Raw genomic sequence first — 25285 nt, 5'->3', positions numbered from 1 at the left:
AACATGGCGCCGGGTCGAACACATCATGAAAAGAACATACCAGCCCAGTAATCTGCACCGTAAGCGCACCCATGGTTTTCGTGCCCGCATGGCCACGAAGAACGGCCGCGCCGTGCTCGCCTCGCGTCGTGCCAAAGGCCGCAAGCGTCTGGCGCCGTAAGAATTTTTCGTGTCGCAGGCGGCGTTCCCAAAAACTGCGCGCCTGCGTAAATCCGGCGAATTCAAGGCAGTATTCGCCGGCGGGCACAAGTTTGTCTGTGCCGGATTCGTACTGATTGCAGCACCGGCCGGCACACCTCGGGCACGCCTGGGACTCGCGCTGGCCAAGCGCCGTATCGCGCGCTCGGTGGATCGCAATCGAATTAAACGGGTGTTGCGGGAATCCTTTCGCAACCACCGTAGTGTGCTTGCCGCAGTCGATATCGTGGTGTTGGCACGTAGTCGCACTGGTGCAATGAGCAACGCCGATCTGTTTGCTCAATTGGCTGGAATCTGGCCGCAAATCGCCCGGCTGGACAGTCTGCCTCGCCCCGACCGGTTGCCGCCGGGCGGGCGTGGTCAACGTTAGGGATTCTGCCGCGCATGGAAAATATTCGCTTCGCGTTGCTATGCGCCGTCGGCGTCATCTGCTTCTTCCTTTATCAGGCCTGGCAGACGGACTACGCGCCGACCCATGCCGATGCCACCGCGAGCAACTCGCAGGCCACCGCCCAGAACAATACCCGCAGCGACGATGACGATGTGCCGTCGCTGTCGTCCGCGCCGGAGGCCGGCGGTGTCTCCGAAAACAACGATCGCGGCAACGCCGACAATGGCTCGGATATCGCCCGCGACACGGGTGCACCGGTGGTCGAGCAGGCCAAGCGCGTGCATGTCGTCACCGACAAGCTCGATATCATCATCGACACCAAGGGCGGCGATCTGCGCAAGGTCGAATTGCGCGGTGTGCCGTTGTCGTCCGACAAGCCCGATACCAATCTGCGGCTGATCAACGACAGCGCGCCCAACTTCTTCATTGCCCAGAGCGGGCTCGTGGCCAGCGGCGCCAAGGCGCCCGATCACAACAGCACCTACCAGGCCGAAAAGACCGAGTACGAACTCGCCGACGGCGAGAACACCCTCGAAGTGCCGCTGACCTGGACCAACAACTCCGGCCATCAGGTCACCAAGACCTACACCTTCACGCGCGACAGCTATCGCATTGGCCTGCAGCACAAGGTGGTGAACAACGCCGACAGCGACTGGAAGCTGTCTCAGTACGTGCGTTTCTGGCGCGCGCCCTACGAGATCACCGGCGATGTGCCCTTCGCCAAGGCGTTCTTCGGGATCGGCTGGTATCAGAAGAAGGACGGCGGCGACAATTACAGCTACAAGACCGAGGATCACGACGACCTCGGCGAAGAGCCGCTCGAGCTGACCCAGCAGGGTGGCTGGGTCGCCATGATCCAGCATTACTTCATCGGCGCGGCCATCCCGCCGCCCGATTCCAAGGCGCGTTTCTTTGGTCGTCAGAAGGATGTGCCGAATGCCAATGGTGGTTTCGCCACCGGCTTCATCGGCGCCCAGCAGGACGTCGCGGCGCATTCGCAGACCGATTTCGACGCTACCCTGTTCGTGGGTCCCAAGCTCCAGGATCAGCTCGATTCGGTTGCGCCGGGCCTCGGCCTGGCGGTGGACTACGGCTGGCTGACAGTGCTCGCCAAGCCCATCTTCTGGGTGCTGGAACACCTGCACGCGCTGGTCGGCAACTGGGGTGTATCGATCATCCTGCTGACGTTCCTGATCAAGCTCGTGTTCTACAAGCTGTCGGAGACGCAGTACCGGGCGATGGCGCGCATGCGCAAGTTCGCACCGCGCATGACCCAGCTCAAGGAACAGTACGGCGACGATCGTCAGAAGCTCCAGGCCAAGATGATGGAGCTCTACAAGAAAGAGGGCTTCAATCCGCTGGCCGGCTGCTGGCCGATGCTGGTGCAGATGCCGGTGTTCATTTCGCTGTACTGGGTACTGCGGGAATCGGTGGAATTGCGTCACGCGCCGTTCATGCTCTGGATTCAGGATCTGTCCGCGCCCGACCCCTACTACATTCTGCCGGTGTTGTTCGGTGTGACCATGTTCCTGCAGCAGCGTCTGACCGCGAACGTGACCATGGACCCGATGCAGCAGCGCATGATGCAGATCATGCCGGTCGGTCTAGCCGTGTTCTTTGCCTTCTTCCCGGCCGGTCTGGTGCTCTACTGGTGCACCAACAACATGCTCTCGATCGGCCAGCAGTGGTATATCTACCGCAAGCTGGACGCCGAGGGCCTGGGCCACAAGGCCGCCAACAGCTGACCTGAACGGCGTGGGGGACTCCGACACGATCGTCGCACTTGCGAGTGCCGCCGGTCGCGCCGGAGTCGCGGTCGTACGGCTGTCGGGCCCCGATGTGCCGGCGCTGTGCCAGGCGTTGATCGGGCGCCTGCCCGAGCCGCGGCTGGCCGGCCTGGCCGCCTTCCGGGCGGCCGATGGCCAGGCTATCGACCATGGCCTGGCGATCTATTTCCCGGCCCCGGCCTCGTTCACCGGCGAACACGTGCTCGAACTGCAGGGTCACGGCAGCCCGATGCTTGTCGATATGCTGCTGGCCCGCGTGGTCGAACTGGGCGCGCGGCTGGCGGCCCCCGGCGAGTTCTCCCAGCGCGCTTTTCTCAACGACAAGCTCAGTCTCGATCAGGCCGAGGCCATCGCCGACGCGATCGATGCGGGCAGCGGCGCGGCCGCGGTCGCGGCCATGCGTTCGCTCGAAGGCGTGTTTTCGCATCAGATCGATGCCCTGGTGGCGGATCTGACCGCGCTGCGTGTCTATACCGAAGCCGCAATCGATTTCCCGGATGAAGACGACGTCGATTTTCTCGGCGACGGCGCCATTGCGTCCCGGCTCGAGGACATCCGCCAGCGACTGCATTCGCTCACCGATCAGGCGCGTGAAGGCGCAGCCCTGCGCGAAGGTCTGCGCCTGCTGATCCTTGGGCGCCCGAACGTGGGCAAGTCGAGTCTGCTCAACCGGCTGGCGCGCCGTGATACCGCCATCGTCACCGCGATCGCCGGCACCACGCGCGACGTGCTCACCGAGGATCTGTCCATCGACGGCCTGCCGCTGACGCTGATCGATACCGCCGGTCTGCGCGAAACCGACGACCCGATCGAGGCCGAGGGCGTGCGACGCGCCCGGGCGGAACTCGACCGCGCCGACCGCGTATTGCTGGTATTCGACGACGCGGCCGGTCTGGGCGCCGCCGAACAGGCCATGATCGATGACATCGGCGCGCGCTGCGCGATCACCCTGGTGGCCAACAAGATCGATATCAGCGGCGCCGACGCCGGGCTGGATGGCCTGGACGGCCACGACCGGGTACGGCTGTCGGCGACCACCGGCGCCGGTTTCGATGCGCTGGCCGCCCACCTCAAGGCCCAAGCCGGGCTTGCCGCCGATGGTGAACCCGCCTTCGTGGCGCGCCGCCGGCATCTGGATGCCCTGGCCCGTGCCGCGGCGGCGCTTGCAAGCGGCCACGAGCGACTCGCCGACGGCACCGGCGACCTGCTCGCCGAGGAACTGCGTCTGGCCCAGAACGCGCTGGGCGAGATCACCGGCGCGGTGACCAGCGACGATCTGCTCGGCGAGATCTTCTCGAGTTTCTGCATCGGCAAGTAGTGACGTCCTCCCGTTAGCCGCAACTACGGATTGAGCGTCGCTCGCGTCCTGTGCATGATGCAGGAACCACCTGTGTCGAGGCGCTGCCATGCTTGGTTATCCACGGCTGATCTATGCCGGCTATGTCGTTTTTACCCTGCTGCTCGGGGTGGTGCTGGCGTGGATGGCGCCGGTGTGGCTGTGGGCGTGGCTGATCCTGGTCGCACTGGCGGTACTGGGCGCGTCCGATCTGTGTTCGCATCGCAACGTGCTGCGAAATTTTCCGATCCTCGGGCACCTGCGCTACATGCTCGAGTTCATGCGCCCCGAGTTGCGCCAGTACTTCTTCGAATCCGAAACCAGCGGCCGACCGTTTTCGCGCGAGCAGCGCGAGATCGTGTATAGACGCGCAGCCGGCGCGCCCGATACCTCGCCGTTCGGCACGATTCGTGACTACGAGGACGCCGGCTACAACTTCACCATGCACTCGGTGGCGCCAAAGACGGTCGATCGCCGACACGCACGACTGATCATCGGTAACGCACAGTGCCGCCAGCCCTATGATTCCTCGCGTCTGAATATCTCGGCGATGAGCTTTGGTTCGCTGTCGGCAAACGCGGTGGCGGCCATGAATCGCGGTGCCGCGCTCGGCAACTTCGCCCAGGACACCGGCGAGGGCGCGATCAGCGACCATCACCGGGAACACGGCGGTGACCTGATCTGGGAGATCGCCTCGGCGTATTTCGGTTGCCGCACCGACGACGGCCGTTTCGACCCCGAGGAATTCGCGCGCAAGGCCAACACCGATCAGGTCAAGATGATCGAGATCAAGCTGTCCCAGGGCGCCAAGCCCGGCCACGGCGGTCTGCTGCCCGGCTCCAAGGTGACTGCGGAGATCGCCCGTGTGCGTGAAATCGAGCAGGGACAAGATTGTCTGTCGCCGGCGGCGCACAGCGCGTTCGACACGCCTATCGGCCTATTGCGGTTCGTGCAGCGACTGCGCGAACTCACTCACGGCAAGCCGGTCGGCTTCAAGCTGTGCCTGGGGCATCGCGCCGAATTCATGGGTATCTGCAAGGCTATCGTCGAAACCGGCATCGTCCCGGATTTCATTACCGTGGACGGCGCCGAGGGCGGCACCGGCGCCGCGCCCACCGAGTTCTCGGATTTCATCGGCACCTATATCAACGACGCCCTGCCGTTCGTACACGAATGCCTGCTCGGCATCGGCGTCCGTGATCAGGTGCGCGTGATCGCCAGCGGCAAGGTGGTCATGGGCTTCGACATGGTGCTCAAGATCGCCTTGGGTGCGGATATGTGCAACGCTGCCCGCGCCTTCATGTTCTCGGTCGGCTGCATCCAGGCACGGCGCTGTCATACCGATACCTGTCCGACGGGCGTGGCCACCCAGAACCCACGCCGGGCCGCCGCCCTCGACGTGATGAGCAAGTCGCTGCAGGTGCGCAACTACCACGACGCGACCATCAAGTCGTTTCTGGATATCGTCGGCACCATCGGCCTGGACGATCCGGATGAGCTCACCCCGGCGCATATCCAGCACCGGCCGGAACATGGCCATGCCAGCACGTTCGCCGATATCGAACCGCGCATTGGATCCGGCGATTTTCTCGACGGACGTGTTCCGGATGTATATCGCCGCGACTGGCAGGCCGCGCGCGCCGACCGCTTCTAGCCTGCCAGGCGGTGCCCGGGTCGTTTCCGTAGTCGCACGGATGTATGGCCGGCCGGTGGTTGCCTAGAATCCGCTTCGCTTTTGCAACGGCTAGGCCGCTGCACTACTGCCTGCGCCTGGCAAAAAGTGTGCGCGGCGGCGCATCCGTTCACTCACGACTCAATTTCCGGCTTGGGAAAACAACATGCTCATTCGTACTCGCAAAGACGCCGAACAGGACGCGGTTGAAGACGACAAATGGCTCAGCAAGCGCTACACGCTGCGTGCCGACGGTATGGGCCACTCACTACACGAGACCTATATCAAGCCCGGCCAGTCGCTGCATATGTGGTACAAGAATCACAAGGAAACCGTGCTCTGTATCCAGGGCCGCGGCCGGATCGAGGATCTAACCGAAGGCGGCCAGTGGGATCTCGAGCCCGGCGTGCTGTATGCGCTGGACAAGAACCAGCAGCATATTCTCTCCAGCGAAAAAGGCATGACCGTGGTCTGTGTGTTCTCGCCCGCGCTCGTGGGCCCGGAGTCGCATGACGAACAGGGCAGCTATACCCTGCTGGACGACGATGGCACCGTGCTCAGAAGATGACGCCGATCGGGCCGGCCTGATTGCAGTTAGTGGTTGGATGCGGCGGCATCGCCGGACGCCCTGGCGATCTCGAACAATCGCGGCCAGTACTTGCCGGTCAGATAGAGTCGTTCTTGTGCCGCGTCCCAGGCGATACCGTTGAGTACGTTCGGCGTCGCGTCCCGCGGCAGTGATGCTTTGAGTGCCGTCGCGTCGATGGCGCGGGTCACCTGGCCGCTGACCGGATCGATCCGTACGATCCGGCTCTGGTGCCACACGTTTGCCCAGATGCCGCCGTCGATGTATTCCAGCTCGTTGAGGTTGTCGAGCGGTCGGCCCTGTTCGGTCACCGCGATCCGGCCGACCACGGAAAAATCCTGACGGTCGATCACACGCAGCGCGGCGCTGCCGTCGCTCATGATCAGATGATGTCCGTCCCAGGTCAGGCCCCAGCCTTCACCGCTGTAATGCAGTTCACCCAGGCGTTCGAGGCTGTTGCGGTCATAGATGAACACCACCCCGGCCTTCCAGGTGAGCTGGTAGAGTCGGCCATCGGCCAGGGCCAGGCCTTCGCCGAAGTATTCAGCGGGCAGAGACACCGCCTGCAGGATCCGCCCGCTTTCGAGATCGACCCGGCGCAGGCTGGACTGGCCGTACTGGCCGGTGCTTTCGAACATCTCGCCCCGGTCGACGAGCAATCCCTGGGTGAAGGCGTCGGCGTCGTGCGGGTATGCGGCGAGTATCCGCGCCGGCTCGGCGGGCACGATCGAGGCGCTGCATGCCGTGGTCGCGCCCAGCAGAACGGCGACTATGAGGCCTCGGATACCCTTATTCATGGCGCCATCATAGCGATACGAACGCCGGCCCGCCTGGCGGTTTCGAGGCGCTAAAAAAGTTGCTGTCGACAATACGTATTGTGCGCAAAACAATTTAAGATAAGACACTGTTTCTTCGACCGAGACGATTCAATGGCCGAGACCCAACATACCGAACACGATCTGGATCACAGCCAGAAACGTGACGCGCGCCGTCGCGAGGCTCCCAGCGCGGCGGTGGTCTATGAGGCCATCCGCCGCGAGGCCGAGTCCGAGCTCACGCGGCCGCTGCCGGGCCTGTGGTTCTCGGCCCTGGCCGCGGGGCTGTCGATGGGTTTTTCCTTCATTGCCCAAGCGCTGCTCTACAACTACACGCCCGAGTCCGCCTGGCGCCCGATCGTGGCAAGCTTCGGTTATTCCATGGGTTTTCTGTTCGTGATCCTGGGTCGCCAGCAGCTGTTCACCGAGAACACCCTCACCCCGGTGCTGGAGGTGCTGCGGGTGCGCTCCCTGGGCGTGCTGACACGCACGCTCATTCTCTGGATCGTCGTTTTGCTGGGCAACATGATCGGCACCGCGATATTCGCCTTCGCCATGTCGCATTTCGATGTGCTCGACCCTAAGGTCAACGAAGCGCTGGCCGAGATCGCGGCCAAGGAATACGAGTACGGTTTCTCGACCATGTTCGTGCGCGCCATCTTCGCGGGCTGGCTGGTCGCGCTCATGCTCTGGCTGATGCCGTTCGCCGAGACCGCCCGCGTCGGCGTGATCATTCTGGTGACGTTTCTGATCGGGCTGGCGCATTTTCCGCACATCATCGCCGGCTCGGTGGCGGCGCTGTACGCGGTGTTTTCCGGCACCCACGGGCTGGGCGCGTTCTTCGGCACCTTCTTTCTGCCCACCCTGCTGGGCAACATGGTGGGCGGGATCATGCTGGTGGCCGTGGTCAATTATGCTCAGGTGGCCTATAGCGATTCCGACCGTGACGACAGCGACGTGGACCGCAAGGCCGACAGCAACAGCGGCGAGGTCTACAACCGGGATTGACGACGGCCGTCTCTACTGAATGGGATGTTGCGCCGCAGCATGGTGGTCATGCCATTGAGCGGAAGATATTTCACGTCGGAATCCGATGATAAATGGCAAGGCCGCTGGCAACGGGTCAAGGACAACACGCCTTCGGCAAGGTCCAGGAAAAATACGGCGACACCTAAGGAAAAGGTCGAAGAGATGCGCAAGGACTTCGAGCGCAAGCATCTCTAGGCACGGGGTCCTGCATGAAACGGCGCGGTCGAACCGGGCCGCCTTGTTCATGACCGGTGGTCGATCGCGGCCGCGACCAGCGCCCGGAACAGCCGTCGTTGGGCGGGTCGGTAGAACAGATATTCCGGGTGCCACTGCACGCCGATGACAAAACCGCGGGCGCGGGCCTCGATGGCCTGCACGAAGCCGTCGGCATCGCGCGCGCTCGCGCTCAGCCCCTGACCGAGTTGGTGTACGGCCTGATGATGCAGGCTGTTCACGCGCAGACGCGTGCGCGCGGTGACCGCGCTCAGGTGTGAGTGTTTTTTCAGCGCCACCGGCTTGCAGGCCAGCGGGTTGGCCCGGTTCGAGGTATGCCGGCGCATCGCGCTGATGCTCTCATAGAGCGTGCCGCCGCCGCATACGTTGATCAGCTGGGCACCGCGGCAGATCCCCAGCAGCGGCCGGCCGCGCTCCAGCGCGCTCTTGATCGCAGCGAGTTCGAAGGCGTCGCGCTCGCGATCGGCGCTGCGATCGAACACCGGGCTGGCCGCATAGAGGTCGCTGGCGATGTCGTCGCCGCCGCCAATCACGAGGCCGTCGATATTCGCCGGCATGGGCCGGCGCGGCGTCGCCCGCACGGCCTGGCCGCCGGCCAGCCGTATCGCCAGCCAGGCGAACCACCAGCCGGGCGCCCAACGGCTGGCCTTGCCGGTAACGGCGATCCGCGGTCGTGCCGGTTTTACGGCCCTGCTCGAATCACAGATAACGTTCGAACCCGTCGCCCCAGCGCCCCAACCAGTCGCCGAATGGCTTGTCGAGCGCGCTGCAGTAGTCCTCGCAGATACGGATCAGCCGCGGGGCGTCCGCGGCGAGTTCCTCGATCACCAGCCAGTGGTTCCAGGCCGGGTTCAGATCCCAGCCGGGTTGTTCGATCTCGCAGTTGGGCAGGCGGTAATGCAGCGTCGGCCGGGCGTTGACCAGATCGTCGGGCACCGCGGCGCGCACGCGGTCGTCGTCCATATGCGCAAACACCGGCAGCATGTCCAGGGCGCGGTTGCGGGTGGCGTTTTCGGCGAGGTAATCGCTGATCAGGCGTGCCTTGGTGGGGGTGTAGCTCGGGTCGCACACGGTACGCACATAAACCTTGCTGTAGGGCTGGATATAGGGAAACACGCGCCGGCTGATATCGATCTCGCTGACCCGCTTGAGCCAGTCGAAGGCCACCGCGAAGGCGCGGATATAAGCCAGCAGCGTGTCGGTTTCCAGATCCGGCAGTTCCGGATTCAGGTGCAGCCCGAAGGCATAGAGCGCGGACTGGCTGGTGCCACGCGCGCCGGCGTCGCGCAGCGCCTGGAGCATCGGGTGCAGCCGGTGCAGTTCGCCGATCGCGATCGGTGGACACACGATCTCCAGTGGCACCACCCGCTTGGCCAGGGCACCGAGCACGTCCTCCGAGACCTGCTCCAGTTCATCGAGCAGGCCGGGTTCGTGTTCGCGGCGGCCGCGTTCTTTGAGGAAGGCGTAGTCGAGTTCGACCGCGAAATCACCCAGTGTGGTGTTCTCGACCGTGTATTCGTATGCGCTGTGAGGGCGGATGTCGCCGCCCAGACAGGCGCGCAGTGTCTCGCCGATGCGTTCGATGGTCAGGCCCGTAAACTCAAGTTCCACACCGACCCGGCGCTCACCGTTCGCCGCCGTATTGCGGCGCGAAGGTTGGCGCAGCGGGGCGTTGCCTGAGGCGGTCGTGGATGGGGTCATTGTATCGTGCACTGCAACATAATTGAGAAACCCTGCAAGCATGCCATTGGCGCACCCCCGGAGCTAGTTGTCGGCCCTCCGTGAGCGGGCGTAGTATCAAGCCCAAATCGCTTTTCTACCGACTTTCATAAGGAGTGCCGTATGGCCCAGGCGAGTTCGCACCCGGAGCACGCCGACGACGTGGAAGACGTCGATCCGCAGGAATCCGGCGAGTGGCGTGATGCGCTCGATGCCGTTATCGAAGTCGAAGGCCCCGAGCGGGCACATTTTCTGCTGGAAATGCTCATCGAGCGTTCGCGTCGGTCCGGCGCCTATATTCCCTATTCGCCGAACACAGCCTACGTCAACACCATCCCGCCGCATCAGGAAGTCCGCTCGCCGGGCGACCCGGCGATCGAATGGCGGATCCGTTCGTTCATCCGCTGGAACGCGATGGCGATGGTGATCCAGGCCAACCGCCATCATGAAGGCGTGGGCGGGCATATCGCCAGTTTCGCGTCGGCGGCGACGCTCTATGAAGTCGGCTTCAACCACTTCTTCCACGCGCCCAGCGAGGATCACGGCGGCGATCTGGTCTATATCCAGGGCCATTCCGCGCCCGGTATCTATGCGCGGTCCTATCTGGAAGGCCGGATCAGCGAAGACCAGCTGCTCAACTTCCGTTCGGAATCGGGCGGCAAGGGCCTGTCGAGCTATCCGCATGCCTATCTGATGCCGGATTACTGGCAGTTCGCGACCGTGTCGATGGGCATCGGCCCGATCACCGCCATCTATCAGGCGCGCTTCATGCGCTACCTGCACAATCGTGGCATCGAGGACACCAGCAAGCGTCATGTCTGGTGTTTCTGTGGCGACGGCGAGATGGACGAGCCCGAATCCATGGGCGCGATCGATATCGCCGCCCGCGAGGGCCTCGACAACCTGATCTTCGTTGTCAACTGCAATCTGCAGCGCCTGGATGGCCCGGTGCGTGGCGACTCCAAAATCATCAACGAGCTGGAAGGCTCGTTCCGCGGCGCCGGTTGGAACGTGATCAAGGTCATCTGGGGCGCGCTCTGGGACGGCCTGCTGGCCCAGGACCACGACGGCAAGCTCGTCGAGCTGATGAACGAGACCGTCGACGGCGAATACCAGGCCTACAAGGCTCATGGCGGCGACTACACGCGTGAGCATTTCTTCGGCAAGTATCCGGAGCTGGAGAAGATGGTGGCCTCGATGTCCGACGAAGACATCCGTCGCCTGAACCGCGGCGGTCACGATCCGCACAAGGTCTATGCCGCCTATCATCGCGCGGTGAACACCGACAACGGGCGCCCGACCGTGATCCTGGCCAAGACGGTCAAGGGCTACGGCATGGGCGAGGCCGGCGAAGGCCAGAACATCACCCATCAGCAGAAGAAGATGGGCGAGGATTCCCTCAAGGAATTCCGCGATCGCTTCGAGATCCCGGTTGACGACGACAAGATCAACGAAGCGCCTTTCTACAAGCCGGCCGAAGATTCGGAGGAGATGAAGTATCTCCACGCCCGTCGCGAGGAACTCGGCGGCTACCTGCCGCAGCGCCGGACCCAGGGCGATACGCTGGAGATCCCCCCGCTGTCGATCTTCGACAAGTTGTTGCAGGGCTCGGGCGACCGCGAAATGGCCACCACCATGGTCTTCGTGCGTTGCCTGCAGTTGCTCATCCGCGACAAGAACATCAAGGATCGCGTCGTGCCGATCATTCCGGACGAGGCGCGTACCTTCGGCATGGAAGGCATGTTCCGCAGCCTGGGCATCTATTCCCCGGTGGGTCAGCTGTTCAAGCCGGAAGACTCGGACCAACTCGCTTTCTACAAGGAAGCGGTCGACGGCCAGATTCTGGAAGAAGGCATCACCGAAGCCGGGGCCATGTCCTCGTTCATCGCCGCGGCGACGTCGTATTCCAACCACGGCAAGACGATGATCCCGTTCTATGCGTTCTACTCGATGTTCGGGTTCCAGCGTATCGGCGATTTCTGCTGGGCCGCCGGCGACATGCGCGCGCGGGGCTTCATGCTCGGTGGCACCGCAGGGCGTACAACCATCAACGGCGAAGGCCTGCAGCATCAGGACGGCCATTCGCACGTCATGTTCGACTTCGTGCCCAACTGCCGTGCCTACGACCCGACCTTCTCCTACGAGATGGCGGTGATCATTCATCGCGGTCTGGAAGAGATGTACGTCGAGCAGAAGGACGTCTACTACTACCTGACGATGATGAACGAGAACTACAGCCACCCGGCCATGCCGGAAGGCGTGGAAGACGACATCATCGCCGGCATGTACAAGTTCGCCGAAGGCAACAAGCGTTACAAGAAGCAGGTCAATCTGCTCGGTTCCGGCACCATCCTGCGCGAGTCGATCGCCGCCGCCGAAATGCTCGAGAAGGAGTACAACGTCGGCGCCACGGTCTGGAGCGTGCCCAGCTTCACCCAGCTCAAGCGCGACGGCCTCACCACCGAACGGTGGAACATGCTGCATCCGCAGGAAAATCCGCGTCAGAGCTTCGTGGGCAAGAAGTTTGCCGACGCCAAGGGCCCGGCCATCGCCGCAACCGATTATGTACGAGCGCTGCCGGAGATGATCCGTCCGTTCATGCCGGTGGCGTATCACACGCTGGGTACCGACGGTTTCGGCCGTTCCGACACGCGTGACGCGCTGCGCGACTTCTTCGAGGTCGATCGGCGCTGGATTACCGTGGCCGCGCTCAAGGCACTGGCCGACGAAGGCACGATCGAGCGCAAGCAGGTGGCGGACGCGATCCAGAAATACGGTATCGATCCGGAGAAGCCGGAGCCGATCACGCACTGATACGCATCGGTACGATTGCACGAACGATAGAACCGAGTTAGGCGCGGTCGGCAGCTTGCCGGCCGCGCCCCGATCAAGGAATACGCTTTATGGCGGCGCAGGAAATCAAGGTCCCGGACATCGGCGATTTCGACGCGGTCGAAGTCATCGAAGTGCTGGTATCCGAAGGCGACACGGTCGAGGAAGAACAGGCCCTGATCACGCTGGAATCGGACAAGGCCACCCTCGAGGTGCCGTCCACCGTGGCCGGCAAGATCACCGATCTCAAAGTCGCCGAAGGCGACAAGGTCTCCGAGGGTGACGTCATCGCCATGATCGAGGCCGGTGATGATGCCGGTGACGATAGCGACGATGCGGACGACGACGACCAGGCCGATGACGACAGCGAGGATGCTGCCGACGAAGACGACACTGGCGAGTCCGACGAGGCTGATGACAGCGATGATGACGACGCCGCGGATGAGCAAGAGGCATCCGGCGGCGGCGAGACGGTCGAGATCAAGGTGCCGGATATCGGCGATTTCGACGAGGTCGAAGTCATCGAGGTACTGGTCGCCGAGGGCGACGACGTCGCGGAAGAACAGGCGCTGATCACGCTGGAATCCGACAAAGCCACGCTGGAAGTGCCCTCTACCACCGCCGGCAAGATCGGTGAACTCAAGGTCAAGGAAGGCGACAAGGTCTCCGAAGGCGACGTGATCGCCATGCTCGAGACCGCCGCCAAGAAGAAATCCGGCGGCAAATCGGACGACAAGAAAGCGGCCAGCAAGAAGTCTTCCGACGGCGACCGGGCGAAGAAGGACAAGCCAAAGCAGGATGACGACAGCAAGAAGGATGCGCCGGCCAAGTCCGCCGACAGCAAGCCTGCCCCGTCCGGCGACAGCGACGACTCGAGCAAGCTTAAGAGCATCGACGAGGACCGCTTCAACAAGGCCCATGCCTCGCCGAGCGTGCGTCGCTACGCGCGCCAGCTGGGCGCGGATCTCGGCCGTATCCAGGGCAGCGGCCGCAAGGGCCGGATTCTCGAGGACGACGTCCAGGCCTACGTGAAAAAGGCGCTGGAATCGACCCAGGGCGGCGGCGCCGGCACCGCGCCCGCCGGCGGTGGCGGCGTGCCCCAGCAGCCGGATATCGACTTCAGCCAGTTCGGCGAAGTCGAGACGGTCAAGCTCGAGCGCATCCGCAAGATCTCGGCCAAGGCCGTACATCGCAACTGGCTGCTCATCCCGCATGTCACCCAGTTCGACACCGCCGACATCACCGAGATGGAAGCCTTCCGCAAGGCCAACAAGGAAAAGGCCGCGAAGGAGGGCGTCAAGCTCACGCCGCTGGCTTTCATGCTCAAGGCCTGCGCCGCCGCGCTCAAGCAGTTCCCGGACATGAACAGCTCGCTGTCCGCGGACGGCGAGTCGCTGATTCACAAAAAGTATTGCAACATTGCCGTGGCCGTGGATACGCCCGCCGGCCTGCTCATGCCGGTACTCAAGGACGTCGACCAGAAAGGCATCTACGAGCTGGCGCGCGAACTCGACGGCATCAGCGGCCGGGCCCGCGACGGCAAGCTCAAGGGCGACGAGATGAAGGGCGCCTGCTTCTCCATCTCCAGCCTCGGCGGCGTCGGCGGCACCGCGTTCACGCCGATCGTGAACAGTCCGGAAGTCGCCATCCTCGGCGTGTCCAAACACGCGTGGCAGCCGGTTTGGGACGGCAACGCCTTCGTGCCGCGCCTGATCCTGCCGCTGTCGCTGTCCTATGACCACCGCGTGATCGACGGCGCCAAGGCGGCGAGGATCACCGGCTTCATCAGCGAGAAACTCTCTGATCTTCGTACGTTGCTTCTCTAGGAGGCCGCGGCCATGGGACTGCAATACGGCGTTGCCGCTCGCTTGTGTAGCGTTGCTACACCGCAGGCGCGGCGTCTTGTCTTGCAGCCCCATGACTCGCGCCGGGCGGTCTGAGGCCCTGTCGCTTCGATCGCTCCTTCTTGAACGCACAATCCGGCCCGCAGGCCGGTCAAGGTAGTTAAACCATGGCGCAGGAAATCAAGGTTCCGGACATTGGCGATTTCGACGCGGTCGAGGTCATCGAAGTGCTGGTCGCCGAAGGCGACGAGGTCGAGCAAGAGCAGGCGCTGATCACGCTGGAGTCGGACAAGGCCACGCTGGAAGTGCCCTCGTCTGCGGCCGGCAAGATCACCGAGATGAAGGTCAAGGAAGGCGACAAGGTCTCCGAAGGCGACGCCATCGCCCTGCTCGAAGCCGCCGAGAGTGACGGCGACGAGGCCGATAGCGGTGAAGACAAGAAGCAGGACAAGGCCGAAGAAAAGAAGGCCGATTCCGGCGACAAGAAGAAGACCTCAGACAAAGAGAAAAGCGACGAAAAGAAGCCATCGTCGTCGAAAAAATCCGAAAAGGAAGACAAGAGCAGCGAAAAAAGCGAATCGAAGTCGGCGTCGAAGAAAGACCACGGCTACGATTGCGACGTGCTGGTGCTCGGCTCCGGCCCCGGCGGCTATACCGCCGCCTTCCGCGCCGCGGACATGGGCCTGAACGTCACCCTGGTCGAACGCCACAGCGTGCTCGGCGGCGTGTGCCTGAATATCGGCTGCATCCCCTCCAAGGCCCTGTTGCACTCGGCCAAGGTCATCGAAGACGCTGCCGACATGGCCAACCACGGCGTGTCCTTCGGCAAGCCCAAGATCGAGCTGCCCAAGCTCATGGAGTTCAAGCAGTCGGTGATCGACAAGCTCACCGGCGGCCTCAAGTCCATGGCCTCGAAGCGCAAGGTCAACATCGTCACCGGCACGGGCACCTTCAAGGACGAGCACACGCTGTCCATCGAAGGCAACGATGACACCAGCGAGATCAGCTTCAACAACTGCATCATCGCGGTCGGCTCCGAGCCGGTCATCCTGCCCGACTGGCCCGAAGACGAACGCATCTGGGATTCCGAAGCGGCGCTGTCGCCGGACGAAATCCCGAAATCGCTGCTCGTGATCGGCGGCGGCATCATCGGCCTGGAACTGGCCAACGTCTATGCCGCCCACGGCACCGATGTCGACATCGTCGAGATGACCGACACGCTCATCCCCGGCGCCGATCGCGACCTGGTCAAGCCTCTGCAGAAACGCATGAGCAGCCGCTGCGGCAATATCTGGACCGGCACCAAGGTCACCGGCATCAAGGCCAGCAAGAAGTCGCTGAAAGCCAGCTTCGAGGGCAAGGACGCCCCCAAGAGCAAGGACTACGATCGCGTGCTCGCCGCCATCGGCCGCAAGCCCAACGGCAAGAAGATCGGCGCCGAGAACGTCGGCGTGAAAGTGGACGAGCGCGGCTTCATAGGCATCGACAAGCAGTGCCGCACGAGTGTGGACAACATCTTCGCCATCGGCGACGTCTCCGGCGAACCGCAGCTGGCCCACCGCGCCACCCATCAGGGCAAGGTCGCGGCCGAATGCTGTGCCGGCGAAAAAGCCGCCTTCGACGCCAAGGTCATCCCGTCCGTGGTCTATACCGACCCGGAAGTGGCATGGACCGGCGTCACAGAAACCCAGGCCAAGAAGGACGGCGTCGAATACGAGAAGGGCGCCTTCCCCTGGGCCGCCAGCGGCCGTGCGCTCGGCATGGGCGTATCCGAGGGCCTCACCAAGATCCTGTTCGACAAGGACAGCGGTGTGGCTATCGGTGCCGGTGCGGTTGGTCCCGGCGCCGGCGAACTGATCGCCGAACTGGGTCTGGCCATAGAAATGGGCTGCGACGCTCACGACATCGGCCTGACCGTACATCCCCATCCGACCCTGTCGGAGACGGTGGGCATGGCCGCCGAGGCGGCCGCGGGCACGCTCACGGATTTGTATATACCGAAGAAGAAGTAGCTCAGCCGCTATCTCCTACGACTAAAGGCCGGCAATTTGCCGGCCTTTTTTTATGCATTTTGCATTTACTCGGCCCATCCCCTTCTCTATTGTTCTAGACAGTGGCTATCAATGCTGCTGTGAGGGGGAACATGGCCGAGCTTGCGAACATTCATCCGGGCGACGTGTTGCGCGAAGAATTTATCGCGCCGATGGGCTTGAGCCTTCGCAAAGTTGCGGGTGCGACCGGTCTTTCACCGGACGACCTAACTGCGCTGATGGAAGGACGCCGTCAGGTGGATGCCGATATCGCTCTGCGACTGAGCCGGTACTTTGGCACGTCGGTTCAGTTTTGGGTGGGATTGCAGTCGGATTACGACGCACTGGCTGCACAATGCGAGACCTGACCCCGTCCGTTGCTGTGACCCCGTCCTTTGCTGCTCTAGTCTGCACGAAGCAATCGATCCTATAAAACCCGCTAAGAAACCCTATGCCTAATCCTAGCTTCTTCGGCTCGGCTCAAATAACCGGTCGAGGCATAAAAAAACACTTTGAGAGTTATGAGCCGGTCAGGGCGATCTACGAACTTATTTGGAACGGATTTGACGCGAATGCGACTAAGGTAAACATTCGGACGGTCTATAACGACCTAGATGGATTAGAACAAATCGCCGTTACTGATAATGGCGACGGGATCGATTTAGAGCGGCTGGCAGAGAGTTTTGAAAGATTTAATGAATCTTCGAAAAAAGGCGACGATGAAACTCACGGGTCCCAAGGTCGAGGCAGGCTTGCATTCCATAAATTAAGTGAAATAGCCGAGTGGTATACGAAGTACGCCTCCGTGAACGCTAAAATAACCATAAATAGCGCAACTATTAAAGATTATTCGGGGGAGAATCTAAACTCTAGCGACCAACATGCTTCGCTCTCAGGTCTCAACTCGGGAACATGCGTCGAGCTTCGGAATATACACGGAAATTTGCCGGAACACGAAAGCCTAATCGAACAGATTTCACGTGAATTTGGATGGTATCTTGCCCTAGACGAATCACGGGAAATCAACGTAAATGAACGCACTGTGCCCGTTCCGCATCATTCCTTAACTAGGAAGCAGTTCGACTTAGAGGGTGTAGAATTTCGAGTCGACATAATCCAGTGGAAAGATCGTCCAAAAACTGAAAAATCTTACACCTATATCACAAATAGCAAAGATAGAATCATAACCAAAGAGCTTAGTAAGTTAAACAATAAAATATCGTTTTATACTAGCGCGTATGTCTCGTCTCCATGGTTAGACAGCTACGACTCTAGCGGACTGGAAATGGATCCCATCCATCAGGATGATAATCGGATCGTCCGTAAGGTTTTTTCGGAGGTATTGAATTTCCAGCGGGAACTATACAAGGACTTTCTTCGGGAGCATGCGGCCGAAGAAGTTGAGAAATACGACCGAGCGGGTTTTTTTCCGGAGTATAGAGGATTTGATAAATTTTATGCGGCTTGGAGGAAAAATAACACTAAAACGGTCATTAAAGAGCTATATGTAGCTGACCCGTCTATATTCCATACCCTGAGTTCGAAACAAGCGAGGGTCGTCATCAGACTCTTGGATAAGGTCTTAGTGTCAAACGAAAATGACGGATTAATGGATGTTTTAGATGGAGTCTTAGATCTTGACCAGGAGTCCTTGCAAACGTTTTCGGGTCAGCTTAGACGCACTTCGCTAGATAATATTATAAGTAGTATTGAAACGCTTCAGCGACGGCAAATTGCGGTGCATAAGCTGAGAGAAATTATGGAGAACAGGTACGCTGATGTCTTAGAAACGCCTGATTTGCAGGGAATCGTAGAAAATAATACGTGGCTGTTCGGGCCGCAATATACGACGCTTGGAGCAGAAGAGGATACGTTTACGAAAATTTCTAGAAAGCTACGTGACGAGGTTCCGGGTATCAATTCAGTCGGCGTGGAAGAAATCGCGGACGACGCGAAGCTTGATGGTGTTCAAAGACAAGTAGATCTTTTCTTGGCGCGTAAACTGCCTGCTTACGACTCATCCGGTGAGGAATTTTTCAGGTGCGTGATAGTTGAGATCAAGAGGCCGGGAATTTCCCTAAACAAAAAGCACTTACGTCAGCTGGACGATTACGCAGAGATACTATCGAAACATGGGACGTTTTCGAGTTCAAAGCTCAAGATTGAGTTAATTTTGATCGGTCGAAAGATTTCGAAAGACGATAGCCATATCGGCTCGAGGTTGGATAGCGTTAAAAGTGTGGGAGAGATGGGTCTGGTAACGGATAGTAAGGTTAAGTGTTACGTAAAAGATTGGTTTACGATTTTCGACGAATTCGATCTGACTAATAATTATTTGATGGAAAGACTCAATACTAAGTTGGACGATTTAGATAGGGAGCCCACTACTGGTTTGGTGGCGTCGTTGCAAGGCTAGTCGCGCCAGCTCTTGGCGGCTTTAGAGGAGCTTTAGGGGAATTGAGGGTCAGTCTTGCGTTTTGCCTCAAGCAGCCATTACGACTCGAAAGCCAAGACTCACCTCCGAGAACGAGCTGAGCTCACTCAAATAAGGTTCTGCCCGGCCGGTCTCTTTACAACGCGGCAGCGAAGCGGGGCCCGGCATACTGAAATTCCCGTAATATGGCGGCCCGTGATTTTTTAAAGCAGGAGTGCCAGCCATGGCCAAAGCCAGTGCCCGTCATATTCTCGTTGACAGCGAGCAGAAGTGCGCCGAACTCAAGAGCCAGATCGAAGGCGGTAGCGACTTCGCCGAAGTCGCGCGTGAGCATTCCTCGTGCCCGTCCGGCCGCAAGGGCGGCGATCTCGGTACGTTTGGCCCCGGCCAGATGGTTCGCGAGTTCGACGAGGTGGTGTTCAGTGCGCCGTTGAACGAGGTGCAGGGTCCGGTGAAAACGCAGTTTGGTTATCACCTGTTGGAAGTGACCGAGCGCGGTTAGGGATATCGGGGCCAGTTGCGTCGCGCCGGCCTTGATTTTTCGGCTGTAGCTCGTTTGCGGGTAGCGGCTTGCTTTCTGTCGGCTTGGGGTTTCGCGCTGATGCGCGAGCGACTTTTATTTGCTTGCCCAAAATAAAAGTAGCCAAAACAAAAGGCACCCTGCCTTGCGCCGATGCTACGCATCGGTTCCCTGCGCGGCTCCGGCCGCCTGGTAAATTTCACTGGGGGCCAGCCGAAAACTCGCCGCGCTGCGCGCGACTCAAACATCCGGCTGCCTTCTTCTCTTTCGGCCTCCACTGCTCGGCGCTACGCCCAAGGGGCCCAATACAGATAAGCCTCAGGGTCGCGTCGCGATCTTCGTAGGTCGAATTAGCCGAAGGCGTAATCCGACGGGAACGCAGGCGCACGCTTCAATAACAACTCGGTAGCCGTTATGGCTATGGCGGGCCGTATTGCCTGTATCAGGTCCCGTTGCACAGCGACGGAGACGCGCAGCGGCGTAGGGTGTCCGGCGCATTGCGCCGGTGCGGCCAGCCTGTTTGAGGACCGCCAAAGCGGGCCGAGTTCTGGCCGCATCCCTTCGCCGTGAGCATCGGAGTGCACCGGCGTAGCCGGCGCTGTGCCGGGTGTCCTTTCCTTTGCTGCCTTTCGTTTGGACAAGCAAACGAAAGACAGTCGCACAGCAGTGCGAAACAAAAGGTTCGAGGGGCTCGCGAGTGCCGGAAGACGCTTGGCTTGAAACCACCGAATTTTGAATCAATGACAGCGGTTCGGTCGGCTTGGGGTTTCGCACTGCTGTGCGAGCGACTTATATTTGCTTGTCCAAATATAAGTCGCCAACACAAAAGACACCCTCTCTTCGCGCCGATGCTTCGCATCGGTTCCCTGCGCTGCTCGCCAGGAAGGGAACAGCCGGAAACTCGCCGCGCTACGCGCGACTCAGACATCCGGCTGTTTTAATCCCTTCCTGGCTGCGCTGCTCGGCGCTTCGCCAAGGGGACCCAATACAGGCAAGCTCGCTATCGCTCGCTCAGGGTCGCTTCGCGATCCTTGTTGATCTGAGTGCGCCTAAAGTGGAATCGGACGCGAACACAGCCACGCTCGCCAAGTTCTACCTAAAAGTTGTTGCGTCGAAAGGCGCCGACCTGGCTTCTCTGTATTCGGGCCCTTGTGAAGCGACGAGAAGCGCAGCGCCGAAGGGTGTCCGGCGCACTGCGCCGGTGCGGCCAGCCTGTCTGAGGACCGCCAAAGCGGGCCGACCTAGTCAGATTTTCAAGGGGCCGCATCCTTTCGCCGCGAGCATCGGAGTACACCGGCGCAGCCGGCGGTGTGCCCGGGTGTCCTTTCCTTTGCTGTCTTTCGTTTGGACAAGCAAACGAAAGACAGTCGCACAACAGTGCGAAACCCCAAGTAAACAGCCGGCGATCAGGTCGAATTCGTAAGCAGTAGTCGCTCATTCCTTGCTAATCAACTGCTCAGCCAAGGGCTACACTTGGGCGTCACGAACAACCAACCGCCCATTCAACCGAGCATCAAGCTCGCCCAGTTCCGCGTCGGCATCCAGCGGCCAACCCACATCCAGCGTCACGCCCGCGGCGTGATAATCCGCCGCCACGATCTCGCCCTCGTGTTCCGCCAGCCACCCACGCGCAGGCTGCTCATCGGCAAAGGTCAGAGCCAGCGAAACGCGACGGCGCGGCACGTACTGTCGCGTCGGCAGTTCCGCGATCAACGCAGTCACCGTCTGGCCATAAGCCCGCGCCAGACCGCCGGTGCCGAGCTTGGTGCCGCCGAAATAGCGAATAACGATACAGGCGATTCGCCCCAGGCCGCTGCCTTCGAGCACGCGGTACATTGGCTGCCCGGCAGTACCGCCGGGTTCGCCGTCGTCGGAAAAGCCGATCGCGCGATCCTCGCCGGGCGCGCCCGCGATATAGGCCGAGCAATGATGCGAGGCATCCGGGTATTGTTCACGCGCACGGGCGATCAGCCGCTGTGCGTCCTTGACGCCGTCGATGCCGGCACACCAGCCGATGAAGCGGCTTTTCTGTATTTCGAGCGTGGCGGTATGAGGATAGTCGACGCTCGCCGCCGGCATGGAATAGCGCATCAAAGCTCCGCGGGACCGACACTGGGGTGGAGTCTCGCATTGTGCGTGCGGCAGGGCGACGCCAACTCGGGCTAGCGCGTTATGAGTAGACAGCTCCGGAGGGCGGCCGAGACCGCTGTGCGGCCGCAATCAGCGGTAGAAGCGTTTCTTGAGCAGCGTGTCGATCTCCTCGTAGAAACCGGCGTAGCGCTTGCTGACATTCGCCATGATCTTCGCGAGTGCGGCGTCCGGCTCGCGCTCGGCGAGGGTAGCGGCCAGATAGTGCTGCTGGTCGACCGCCCCCAGCAGGCGGATGAGAATACCGCGTTCAAACACCTTGCCCGTGTCGCCAACCACGGGGGCGAAGCGTTTGAGGGTGGCTTTCTTCTGGGCGTCGTGAGCGGCCTGGATGATGGGCGGCGTATTGTCGTGGTCGATGGCCAGCGCCGGGAATTCGCCGGTGAGGGTCGTCATTCGCTGCGCCAACTGGCCGCTGTAATCGGTGATGTCCCGAACGACGTGTTGCACGTCATCGGACTCGATCTTCACATAGAAAATCCTGTCGACCTGCGACAGCCCGTCCGCGGTCGAATACAACTCGCTGTAGTCGTCGTTGAGCCGGTCGCGCACCGAAGGTTGGGCGGCGACAGACGATGACGCGGGCGACGAGCCGAGACTGCCGGAGCCCAGAGTCGAGCAGCCGCTCAACGCAATCATCATTGCGATGAGCAGTCCCGGCAGGTGAGCCGGCCGGACGCGGCTGTTTTCGGTATTAATATTCATGACTGCCCACTACGTGTTTCGTCGCTCCCGCGATGCCGGGGGTGCATCGTAGCGGATGCGCCGGCGCTTGCCGCGGTCGGGTGTTAAGGATGCGGTGGTCTGGCGATGGCAACCACCCTGCCGAACAGCCCGTACGCATCCGGTATCTCGCATTCAGGCGTACTGTTCGGCTTTGATTTAACGGAATTTTTATCCATGACCGATGGCAATAACACGGGCAGCGACAACATCTGGCCGGAGAGTTCGGAAACCATGAATGGCGCCCAGCGCATCTACCTGCAGCGCCTGTGCGGAAAGGCGGGTGTGGCGTTCGACGACTCCTGGAGCGAGGCCCAGGCGCTCGAACGCATCAAGGAGCTGGAAGCGTAGACCGGCAATTGGAAATCGGAGGTCGGTCTTGCGAGGGCCGGCCCGTATGCTGACTTGAACCCGTTATCGACCTTGGTATCGCGCCGGCAGAGGCCACCGCCCCGGTTACTGAGGCGGCCGGTGGTCTAATGGTCGCCGGTTTTGGGCAGCGTTCATGCGCCATGGATTTCGGGCTCGGGCTGATGCATCCTGCGTTTTCCGCTCTCTCGTGATGTCGCGGCAATGAATCCGGAAGACCTGCGCAAACTGGTGACCCACAGCATGCCGTTCGGCAAGTACGAGGGGCGTTTGATCGCCGATCTGCCCGGCCATTATCTGAACTGGTTCGCCCGTGAGGGTTTTCCCCGCGGTGAGATCGGCCGCCTGCTGGCGCTCATGCACGAAATCGATCACAACGGCCTGAGTGCATTGCTCGACCCACTGCGGGCCGGTCGTTAGTTTGCGTTCGTCGGTATCCTGTTCGCGTCGTTTCAAGTTTCCGGGGTTTCGATTCGCATGGCCATTCTCAAGATCGCCCGTATGGGCCACCCGGTGTTGTGGCAGGTCGCGGCGAGGGTCGAAGACCCGACCGATGACGAGGTCCAGCGCCTGATCGCCGACATGAAGGATACGCTGGCGGACGCCGAGGGCGTGGGCCTGGCCGCACCGCAGGTGTATGTATCCAGGGCGGTGATGATGTTCTTCGTGCCGCCGTCGCGCACCACGGAAGACGAGGCCGACGACGGCGTGCCGTTGACGGTGCTGATCAACCCCGAGATCGAGCCGATCGGCGACACGCGGGTCGGTGGCTGGGAAGGGTGTCTTTCTATACCCGGCTTGCAGGGCTATGTGCCGCGCTGGCAGCGGATTCGCTATCGCGGCGTGGATGAGACCGGCGTGCCGATCGAGCGCGAGGCCGAAGGTTTCCACGCCCGCGTCGTCCAGCATGAATACGACCATCTGATGGGCGTGCTCTATACCGAACGCATGGACGACATGACCCAGTTCGGTTTCAACGCCGAGTTGTCACGGCATGCGACACGCGACACGGACGACGAGACTTAGCGCGATGCTTCAGTTGTGCCAGCGTCGGGGCCTGAACTGTGACTCGACAGCCCTTGAAGCCGGCCCGATTACCGTCGGTTTTTTCTGTAGTCGGGCCATATATGGTCCCGGCTGATCACACGATTCACCGAGAAAGCGCGCACTTGGCTGTGCCGGTCCCTTAATTGCTTTTTGTCGTGACAACGCCGCAACTGGAGACGCCACCATGAAATACCTGCCGTTTGCCTTGCTGTTCCTGGCCACTGCCGCCGGGGCGGTGGCCAATCCGGACGCGCCACGCTATGTGGATGCGTTTCATCAGCGTATGGCGCCCTACCACGAGCGGATCGTTCAGGGACAGACGACGCTGGCCATGGATCAGGCCGGTGTTGCCATGGCCAAGGCGCTGGACAATGAGCTGAACGCGGCATATCGCAAGCTGATGACGCGGCTGTCGCCGGAGCAGAAATCGGCCCTGCGCGCGTCGCAGCGGCAATGGTTGAAATACCGGGACGCCGAGTATGCGTTCCTCAATCAGGCGTTCACGCGCGAGTCGCACGGCAGTTCGTCGGTACTGACGGTCGGCAGTGCCCGCAATGCCCTGGTCTACGAACGGGTCGAGGAGCTCTGGTCCTATCTCGAGCAGTTGTAGGCCGATGCGTGGCGGCGTGATGCACGACAGGCGGATGTGATTCCGCCCGCTGCGATCTGCCGCCCGCTGTCACTCTAGTTCGCATGACTCAGCAGCGTTCGACGCCCTTTCCCTGCAGAATTCGAGCCGCGCGACAGTCTGCTACAGTCGCAGCGAACCGGCGGTGGACAGGAATACGGATGGGTCGCGCATTTTTCGCGCTGATGCTGTGCCTTGCGGGCCTGAGCGCTTTGCCGTGCTCGGCATCAGCCGCCGACGCGCCGAAGCCGGTCGTGCTGGAGTTGTTTACCTCCAACAGCTGCGAGCAATGCCCGCCGGCCAATGAATTCATGCGGCGATTGCAGGCGTCGCCGCCGCCCGGGATCGAGCCTATCCTGTTGTCGGAACATGTCGATTACTGGAATCCGTACGGCTGGGTCGATCGCTATTCCAGTGCCCAGTTCACCGAGCGCCAGAAAATCTACGGCTGGGATAATTTCCAGGGCAAGATCTACACCCCACAGCTGATCATCGACGGCCGCCGCTCCACGGTCGGCACCTGGGAGAACGACGTCCACGCCGCGATTCGCGATCTGGCAACGCAGGCGAATCGACCGGTCTCGATCGGCTTCGAGCCGACGCAAGAGCAGATGCTGGCCGTGCAGATCGATTTCGCGAGGGCGCCGGAAGACGATCTCTCGCAGATCTGGGTCGCCCTGGTTCAGGACAACGTGGTGGCGAAGGTCGACGCCGGCGAAAACGGCGGCCGGACGCTGCATGAGGACGGTCTGGTACGCACACTCATCCAGGCTCGAGCCAGCGGTTCGGATGCCACCCAGGCCACGCATTACCGGGCGTCGTTAACGCTGCCGTCCGGAGTAGATCGGGCCGATCTGGCCGTGGTCGCCTTCGCCCAGCGTGCGGACAACCACGCCATCGTCGGCGCGACGCGGCGGCCCCTGCGGTAGCGCAGCCGGCCGTC

The 25285-nt window shown here is 61.4% G+C and carries 24 protein-coding genes; 19 read left to right on the top strand and 5 right to left on the bottom strand.

Annotated elements, in window-relative coordinates; all coding sequences use genetic code 11:
- The first annotated feature begins 25 nt into the window (after positions 1-25).
- The 6 genes from rpmH (at position 26) to ACFOSU_RS07875 (ending at position 5952) form a co-directional block, all read left to right on the top strand.
- On the top strand, positions 26-160 hold the full coding sequence (gene rpmH / locus ACFOSU_RS07900) for a 50S ribosomal protein L34 (protein WP_380688201.1): 135 nt from the start codon (positions 26-28) through the stop codon (positions 158-160).
- A 9-nt stretch (positions 161-169) separates the two neighbouring features.
- Complete coding sequence (gene rnpA, locus ACFOSU_RS07895) at positions 170-568, top strand: ribonuclease P protein component (RefSeq protein WP_380688199.1); 399 nt, start codon at positions 170-172, stop codon at positions 566-568.
- Positions 569-582: 14 nt separating this feature from the next.
- Complete coding sequence (gene yidC / locus ACFOSU_RS07890) at positions 583-2334, top strand: membrane protein insertase YidC (protein WP_380688197.1); 1752 nt, start codon at positions 583-585, stop codon at positions 2332-2334.
- Between the two features lie 10 nt (positions 2335-2344).
- A complete protein-coding gene (gene mnmE, locus ACFOSU_RS07885) occupies positions 2345-3694 on the top strand; it encodes a tRNA uridine-5-carboxymethylaminomethyl(34) synthesis GTPase MnmE (RefSeq protein ID WP_380688195.1) in 1350 nt (449 codons plus the stop codon).
- Between the two features lie 88 nt (positions 3695-3782).
- Entirely contained in the window at positions 3783-5366 is a 1584-nt protein-coding gene (locus ACFOSU_RS07880; RefSeq protein WP_380688193.1) for an FMN-binding glutamate synthase family protein, read from the top strand.
- Positions 5367-5550: 184 nt separating this feature from the next.
- Complete coding sequence (locus ACFOSU_RS07875) at positions 5551-5952, top strand: ectoine synthase (RefSeq protein WP_380688192.1); 402 nt, start codon at positions 5551-5553, stop codon at positions 5950-5952.
- Positions 5953-5978: 26 nt separating this feature from the next.
- Here ACFOSU_RS07875 and ACFOSU_RS07870 read toward each other — a convergent pair whose 3' ends face one another.
- Positions 5979-6767: a glutaminyl-peptide cyclotransferase gene (locus ACFOSU_RS07870; RefSeq protein WP_380688190.1), complete on the bottom strand. Its 789-nt coding sequence runs from the start codon at positions 6765-6767 to the stop codon at positions 5979-5981.
- Positions 6768-6899: 132 nt separating this feature from the next.
- On the opposite strand from ACFOSU_RS07870, the gene ACFOSU_RS07865 reads away from it, so the two are divergent.
- On the top strand, positions 6900-7793 hold the full coding sequence (locus tag ACFOSU_RS07865) for a formate/nitrite transporter family protein (RefSeq protein WP_380688188.1): 894 nt from the start codon (positions 6900-6902) through the stop codon (positions 7791-7793).
- Positions 7794-7817: 24 nt separating this feature from the next.
- Positions 7818-8009 carry a hypothetical protein gene (locus ACFOSU_RS07860; protein WP_380688186.1) on the top strand — a complete coding sequence of 64 codons (192 nt, stop codon included), beginning with the start codon at positions 7818-7820 and terminating at the stop codon, positions 8007-8009.
- 47 nt (positions 8010-8056) lie between these two features.
- Here ACFOSU_RS07860 and ACFOSU_RS07855 read toward each other — a convergent pair whose 3' ends face one another.
- Positions 8057-8605, bottom strand: a complete 549-nt coding sequence (locus ACFOSU_RS07855) for a gamma-glutamyl-gamma-aminobutyrate hydrolase family protein (RefSeq protein WP_380688184.1) — start codon at positions 8603-8605, stop codon at positions 8057-8059.
- A 142-nt stretch (positions 8606-8747) separates the two neighbouring features.
- On the bottom strand, positions 8748-9749 hold the full coding sequence (locus ACFOSU_RS07850; RefSeq protein WP_380688182.1) for an amidoligase family protein: 1002 nt from the start codon (positions 9747-9749) through the stop codon (positions 8748-8750).
- 141 nt (positions 9750-9890) lie between these two features.
- Here ACFOSU_RS07850 and aceE point away from each other — a divergent pair, with 141 nt between their 5' ends.
- The 6 genes from aceE to ACFOSU_RS07820 all read left to right on the top strand — a co-directional run bounded on the left by aceE (position 9891) and on the right by ACFOSU_RS07820 (position 19409).
- Positions 9891-12581 (top strand): pyruvate dehydrogenase (acetyl-transferring), homodimeric type, encoded by a 2691-nt coding sequence (gene aceE, locus ACFOSU_RS07845; protein WP_380688180.1) that lies wholly within the window; start codon positions 9891-9893, stop codon positions 12579-12581.
- 89 nt (positions 12582-12670) lie between these two features.
- The gene (aceF, locus tag ACFOSU_RS07840; RefSeq protein WP_380688178.1) at positions 12671-14425 is read left to right on the top strand and encodes a dihydrolipoyllysine-residue acetyltransferase; all 1755 of its coding nucleotides are present in this window, start codon (positions 12671-12673) and stop codon (positions 14423-14425) included.
- 185 nt (positions 14426-14610) lie between these two features.
- The gene (gene lpdA / locus ACFOSU_RS07835; RefSeq protein ID WP_380688176.1) at positions 14611-16455 is read left to right on the top strand and encodes a dihydrolipoyl dehydrogenase; all 1845 of its coding nucleotides are present in this window, start codon (positions 14611-14613) and stop codon (positions 16453-16455) included.
- A 131-nt stretch (positions 16456-16586) separates the two neighbouring features.
- The gene (locus tag ACFOSU_RS07830) at positions 16587-16841 is read left to right on the top strand and encodes a HigA family addiction module antitoxin (protein ID WP_380688174.1); all 255 of its coding nucleotides are present in this window, start codon (positions 16587-16589) and stop codon (positions 16839-16841) included.
- 83 nt (positions 16842-16924) lie between these two features.
- The gene (locus tag ACFOSU_RS07825; protein ID WP_380688172.1) at positions 16925-18889 is read left to right on the top strand and encodes an ATP-binding protein; all 1965 of its coding nucleotides are present in this window, start codon (positions 16925-16927) and stop codon (positions 18887-18889) included.
- A gap of 241 nt (positions 18890-19130) precedes the next feature.
- Positions 19131-19409, top strand: coding sequence for a peptidylprolyl isomerase (locus tag ACFOSU_RS07820; RefSeq protein WP_380688170.1), 279 nt, complete (start codon positions 19131-19133; stop codon positions 19407-19409).
- 1485 nt (positions 19410-20894) lie between these two features.
- On the opposite strand, the gene ACFOSU_RS07815 is transcribed toward ACFOSU_RS07820, so the two are convergent.
- Together ACFOSU_RS07815 and ACFOSU_RS07810 are read right to left on the bottom strand one after the other, a co-directional pair.
- A complete protein-coding gene (locus ACFOSU_RS07815) occupies positions 20895-21518 on the bottom strand; it encodes an IMPACT family protein (protein ID WP_380688168.1) in 624 nt (207 codons plus the stop codon).
- Between the two features lie 129 nt (positions 21519-21647).
- Positions 21648-22280, bottom strand: a complete 633-nt coding sequence (locus ACFOSU_RS07810) for a hypothetical protein (protein WP_380688166.1) — start codon at positions 22278-22280, stop codon at positions 21648-21650.
- Between the two features lie 105 nt (positions 22281-22385).
- Here ACFOSU_RS07810 and ACFOSU_RS07805 point away from each other — a divergent pair, with 105 nt between their 5' ends.
- The 5 genes from ACFOSU_RS07805 to ACFOSU_RS07785 all read left to right on the top strand — a co-directional run bounded on the left by ACFOSU_RS07805 (position 22386) and on the right by ACFOSU_RS07785 (position 25271).
- On the top strand, positions 22386-22649 hold the full coding sequence (locus tag ACFOSU_RS07805; RefSeq protein WP_380688164.1) for a DUF3072 domain-containing protein: 264 nt from the start codon (positions 22386-22388) through the stop codon (positions 22647-22649).
- Positions 22650-22871: 222 nt separating this feature from the next.
- Positions 22872-23087: a DUF3820 family protein gene (locus ACFOSU_RS07800; protein ID WP_380688162.1), complete on the top strand. Its 216-nt coding sequence runs from the start codon at positions 22872-22874 to the stop codon at positions 23085-23087.
- Positions 23088-23144: 57 nt separating this feature from the next.
- On the top strand, positions 23145-23693 hold the full coding sequence (def, locus tag ACFOSU_RS07795; RefSeq protein WP_380688160.1) for a peptide deformylase: 549 nt from the start codon (positions 23145-23147) through the stop codon (positions 23691-23693).
- A gap of 205 nt (positions 23694-23898) precedes the next feature.
- The gene (locus ACFOSU_RS07790) at positions 23899-24324 is read left to right on the top strand and encodes a lysozyme inhibitor LprI family protein (RefSeq protein WP_380688158.1); all 426 of its coding nucleotides are present in this window, start codon (positions 23899-23901) and stop codon (positions 24322-24324) included.
- A gap of 179 nt (positions 24325-24503) precedes the next feature.
- Complete coding sequence (locus ACFOSU_RS07785) at positions 24504-25271, top strand: DUF1223 domain-containing protein (RefSeq protein WP_380688156.1); 768 nt, start codon at positions 24504-24506, stop codon at positions 25269-25271.
- Positions 25272-25285 lie beyond the last annotated feature (14 nt).

The sequence above is a fragment of the Salinisphaera aquimarina genome, assembly GCF_042643355.1.
In the GTDB taxonomy this organism is placed as follows: Bacteria; Pseudomonadota; Gammaproteobacteria; order Nevskiales; family Salinisphaeraceae; genus Salinisphaera; species Salinisphaera aquimarina.
This window is presented reverse-complemented; position numbering and strand designations above follow the sequence as displayed.

Excerpts from the sequence above, each read along its gene's own strand:
- ACFOSU_RS07785 (WP_380688156.1), top strand. The coding sequence starts at position 24,504 with ATGGGTCGCGCATTTTTCGCGCTGATGCTGTGCCTTGCGGGCCTGAGC.
- ACFOSU_RS07790 (WP_380688158.1), top strand. The coding sequence starts at position 23,899 with ATGAAATACCTGCCGTTTGCCTTGCTGTTCCTGGCCACTGCCGCCGGG.
- ACFOSU_RS07855 (WP_380688184.1), bottom strand. The coding sequence starts at position 8,605 with ATGCCGGCGAATATCGACGGCCTCGTGATTGGCGGCGGCGACGACATC.
- ACFOSU_RS07880 (WP_380688193.1), top strand. The coding sequence starts at position 3,783 with ATGCTTGGTTATCCACGGCTGATCTATGCCGGCTATGTCGTTTTTACC.
- ACFOSU_RS07825 (WP_380688172.1), top strand. The coding sequence starts at position 16,925 with ATGCCTAATCCTAGCTTCTTCGGCTCGGCTCAAATAACCGGTCGAGGC.
- ACFOSU_RS07860 (WP_380688186.1), top strand. The coding sequence starts at position 7,818 with ATGTTGCGCCGCAGCATGGTGGTCATGCCATTGAGCGGAAGATATTTC.
- def (WP_380688160.1), top strand. The coding sequence starts at position 23,145 with ATGGCCATTCTCAAGATCGCCCGTATGGGCCACCCGGTGTTGTGGCAG.
- ACFOSU_RS07810 (WP_380688166.1), bottom strand. The coding sequence starts at position 22,280 with ATGAATATTAATACCGAAAACAGCCGCGTCCGGCCGGCTCACCTGCCG.
- ACFOSU_RS07800 (WP_380688162.1), top strand. The coding sequence starts at position 22,872 with ATGAATCCGGAAGACCTGCGCAAACTGGTGACCCACAGCATGCCGTTC.
- ACFOSU_RS07865 (WP_380688188.1), top strand. The coding sequence starts at position 6,900 with ATGGCCGAGACCCAACATACCGAACACGATCTGGATCACAGCCAGAAA.
- rpmH (WP_380688201.1), top strand. The coding sequence starts at position 26 with ATGAAAAGAACATACCAGCCCAGTAATCTGCACCGTAAGCGCACCCAT.
- yidC (WP_380688197.1), top strand. The coding sequence starts at position 583 with ATGGAAAATATTCGCTTCGCGTTGCTATGCGCCGTCGGCGTCATCTGC.
- ACFOSU_RS07870 (WP_380688190.1), bottom strand. The coding sequence starts at position 6,767 with ATGAATAAGGGTATCCGAGGCCTCATAGTCGCCGTTCTGCTGGGCGCG.
- ACFOSU_RS07815 (WP_380688168.1), bottom strand. The coding sequence starts at position 21,518 with ATGCGCTATTCCATGCCGGCGGCGAGCGTCGACTATCCTCATACCGCC.
- ACFOSU_RS07850 (WP_380688182.1), bottom strand. The coding sequence starts at position 9,749 with ATGACCCCATCCACGACCGCCTCAGGCAACGCCCCGCTGCGCCAACCT.
- ACFOSU_RS07875 (WP_380688192.1), top strand. The coding sequence starts at position 5,551 with ATGCTCATTCGTACTCGCAAAGACGCCGAACAGGACGCGGTTGAAGAC.
- ACFOSU_RS07830 (WP_380688174.1), top strand. The coding sequence starts at position 16,587 with ATGGCCGAGCTTGCGAACATTCATCCGGGCGACGTGTTGCGCGAAGAA.
- lpdA (WP_380688176.1), top strand. The coding sequence starts at position 14,611 with ATGGCGCAGGAAATCAAGGTTCCGGACATTGGCGATTTCGACGCGGTC.
- aceE (WP_380688180.1), top strand. The coding sequence starts at position 9,891 with ATGGCCCAGGCGAGTTCGCACCCGGAGCACGCCGACGACGTGGAAGAC.
- aceF (WP_380688178.1), top strand. The coding sequence starts at position 12,671 with ATGGCGGCGCAGGAAATCAAGGTCCCGGACATCGGCGATTTCGACGCG.
- ACFOSU_RS07805 (WP_380688164.1), top strand. The coding sequence starts at position 22,386 with ATGGCAACCACCCTGCCGAACAGCCCGTACGCATCCGGTATCTCGCAT.
- ACFOSU_RS07820 (WP_380688170.1), top strand. The coding sequence starts at position 19,131 with ATGGCCAAAGCCAGTGCCCGTCATATTCTCGTTGACAGCGAGCAGAAG.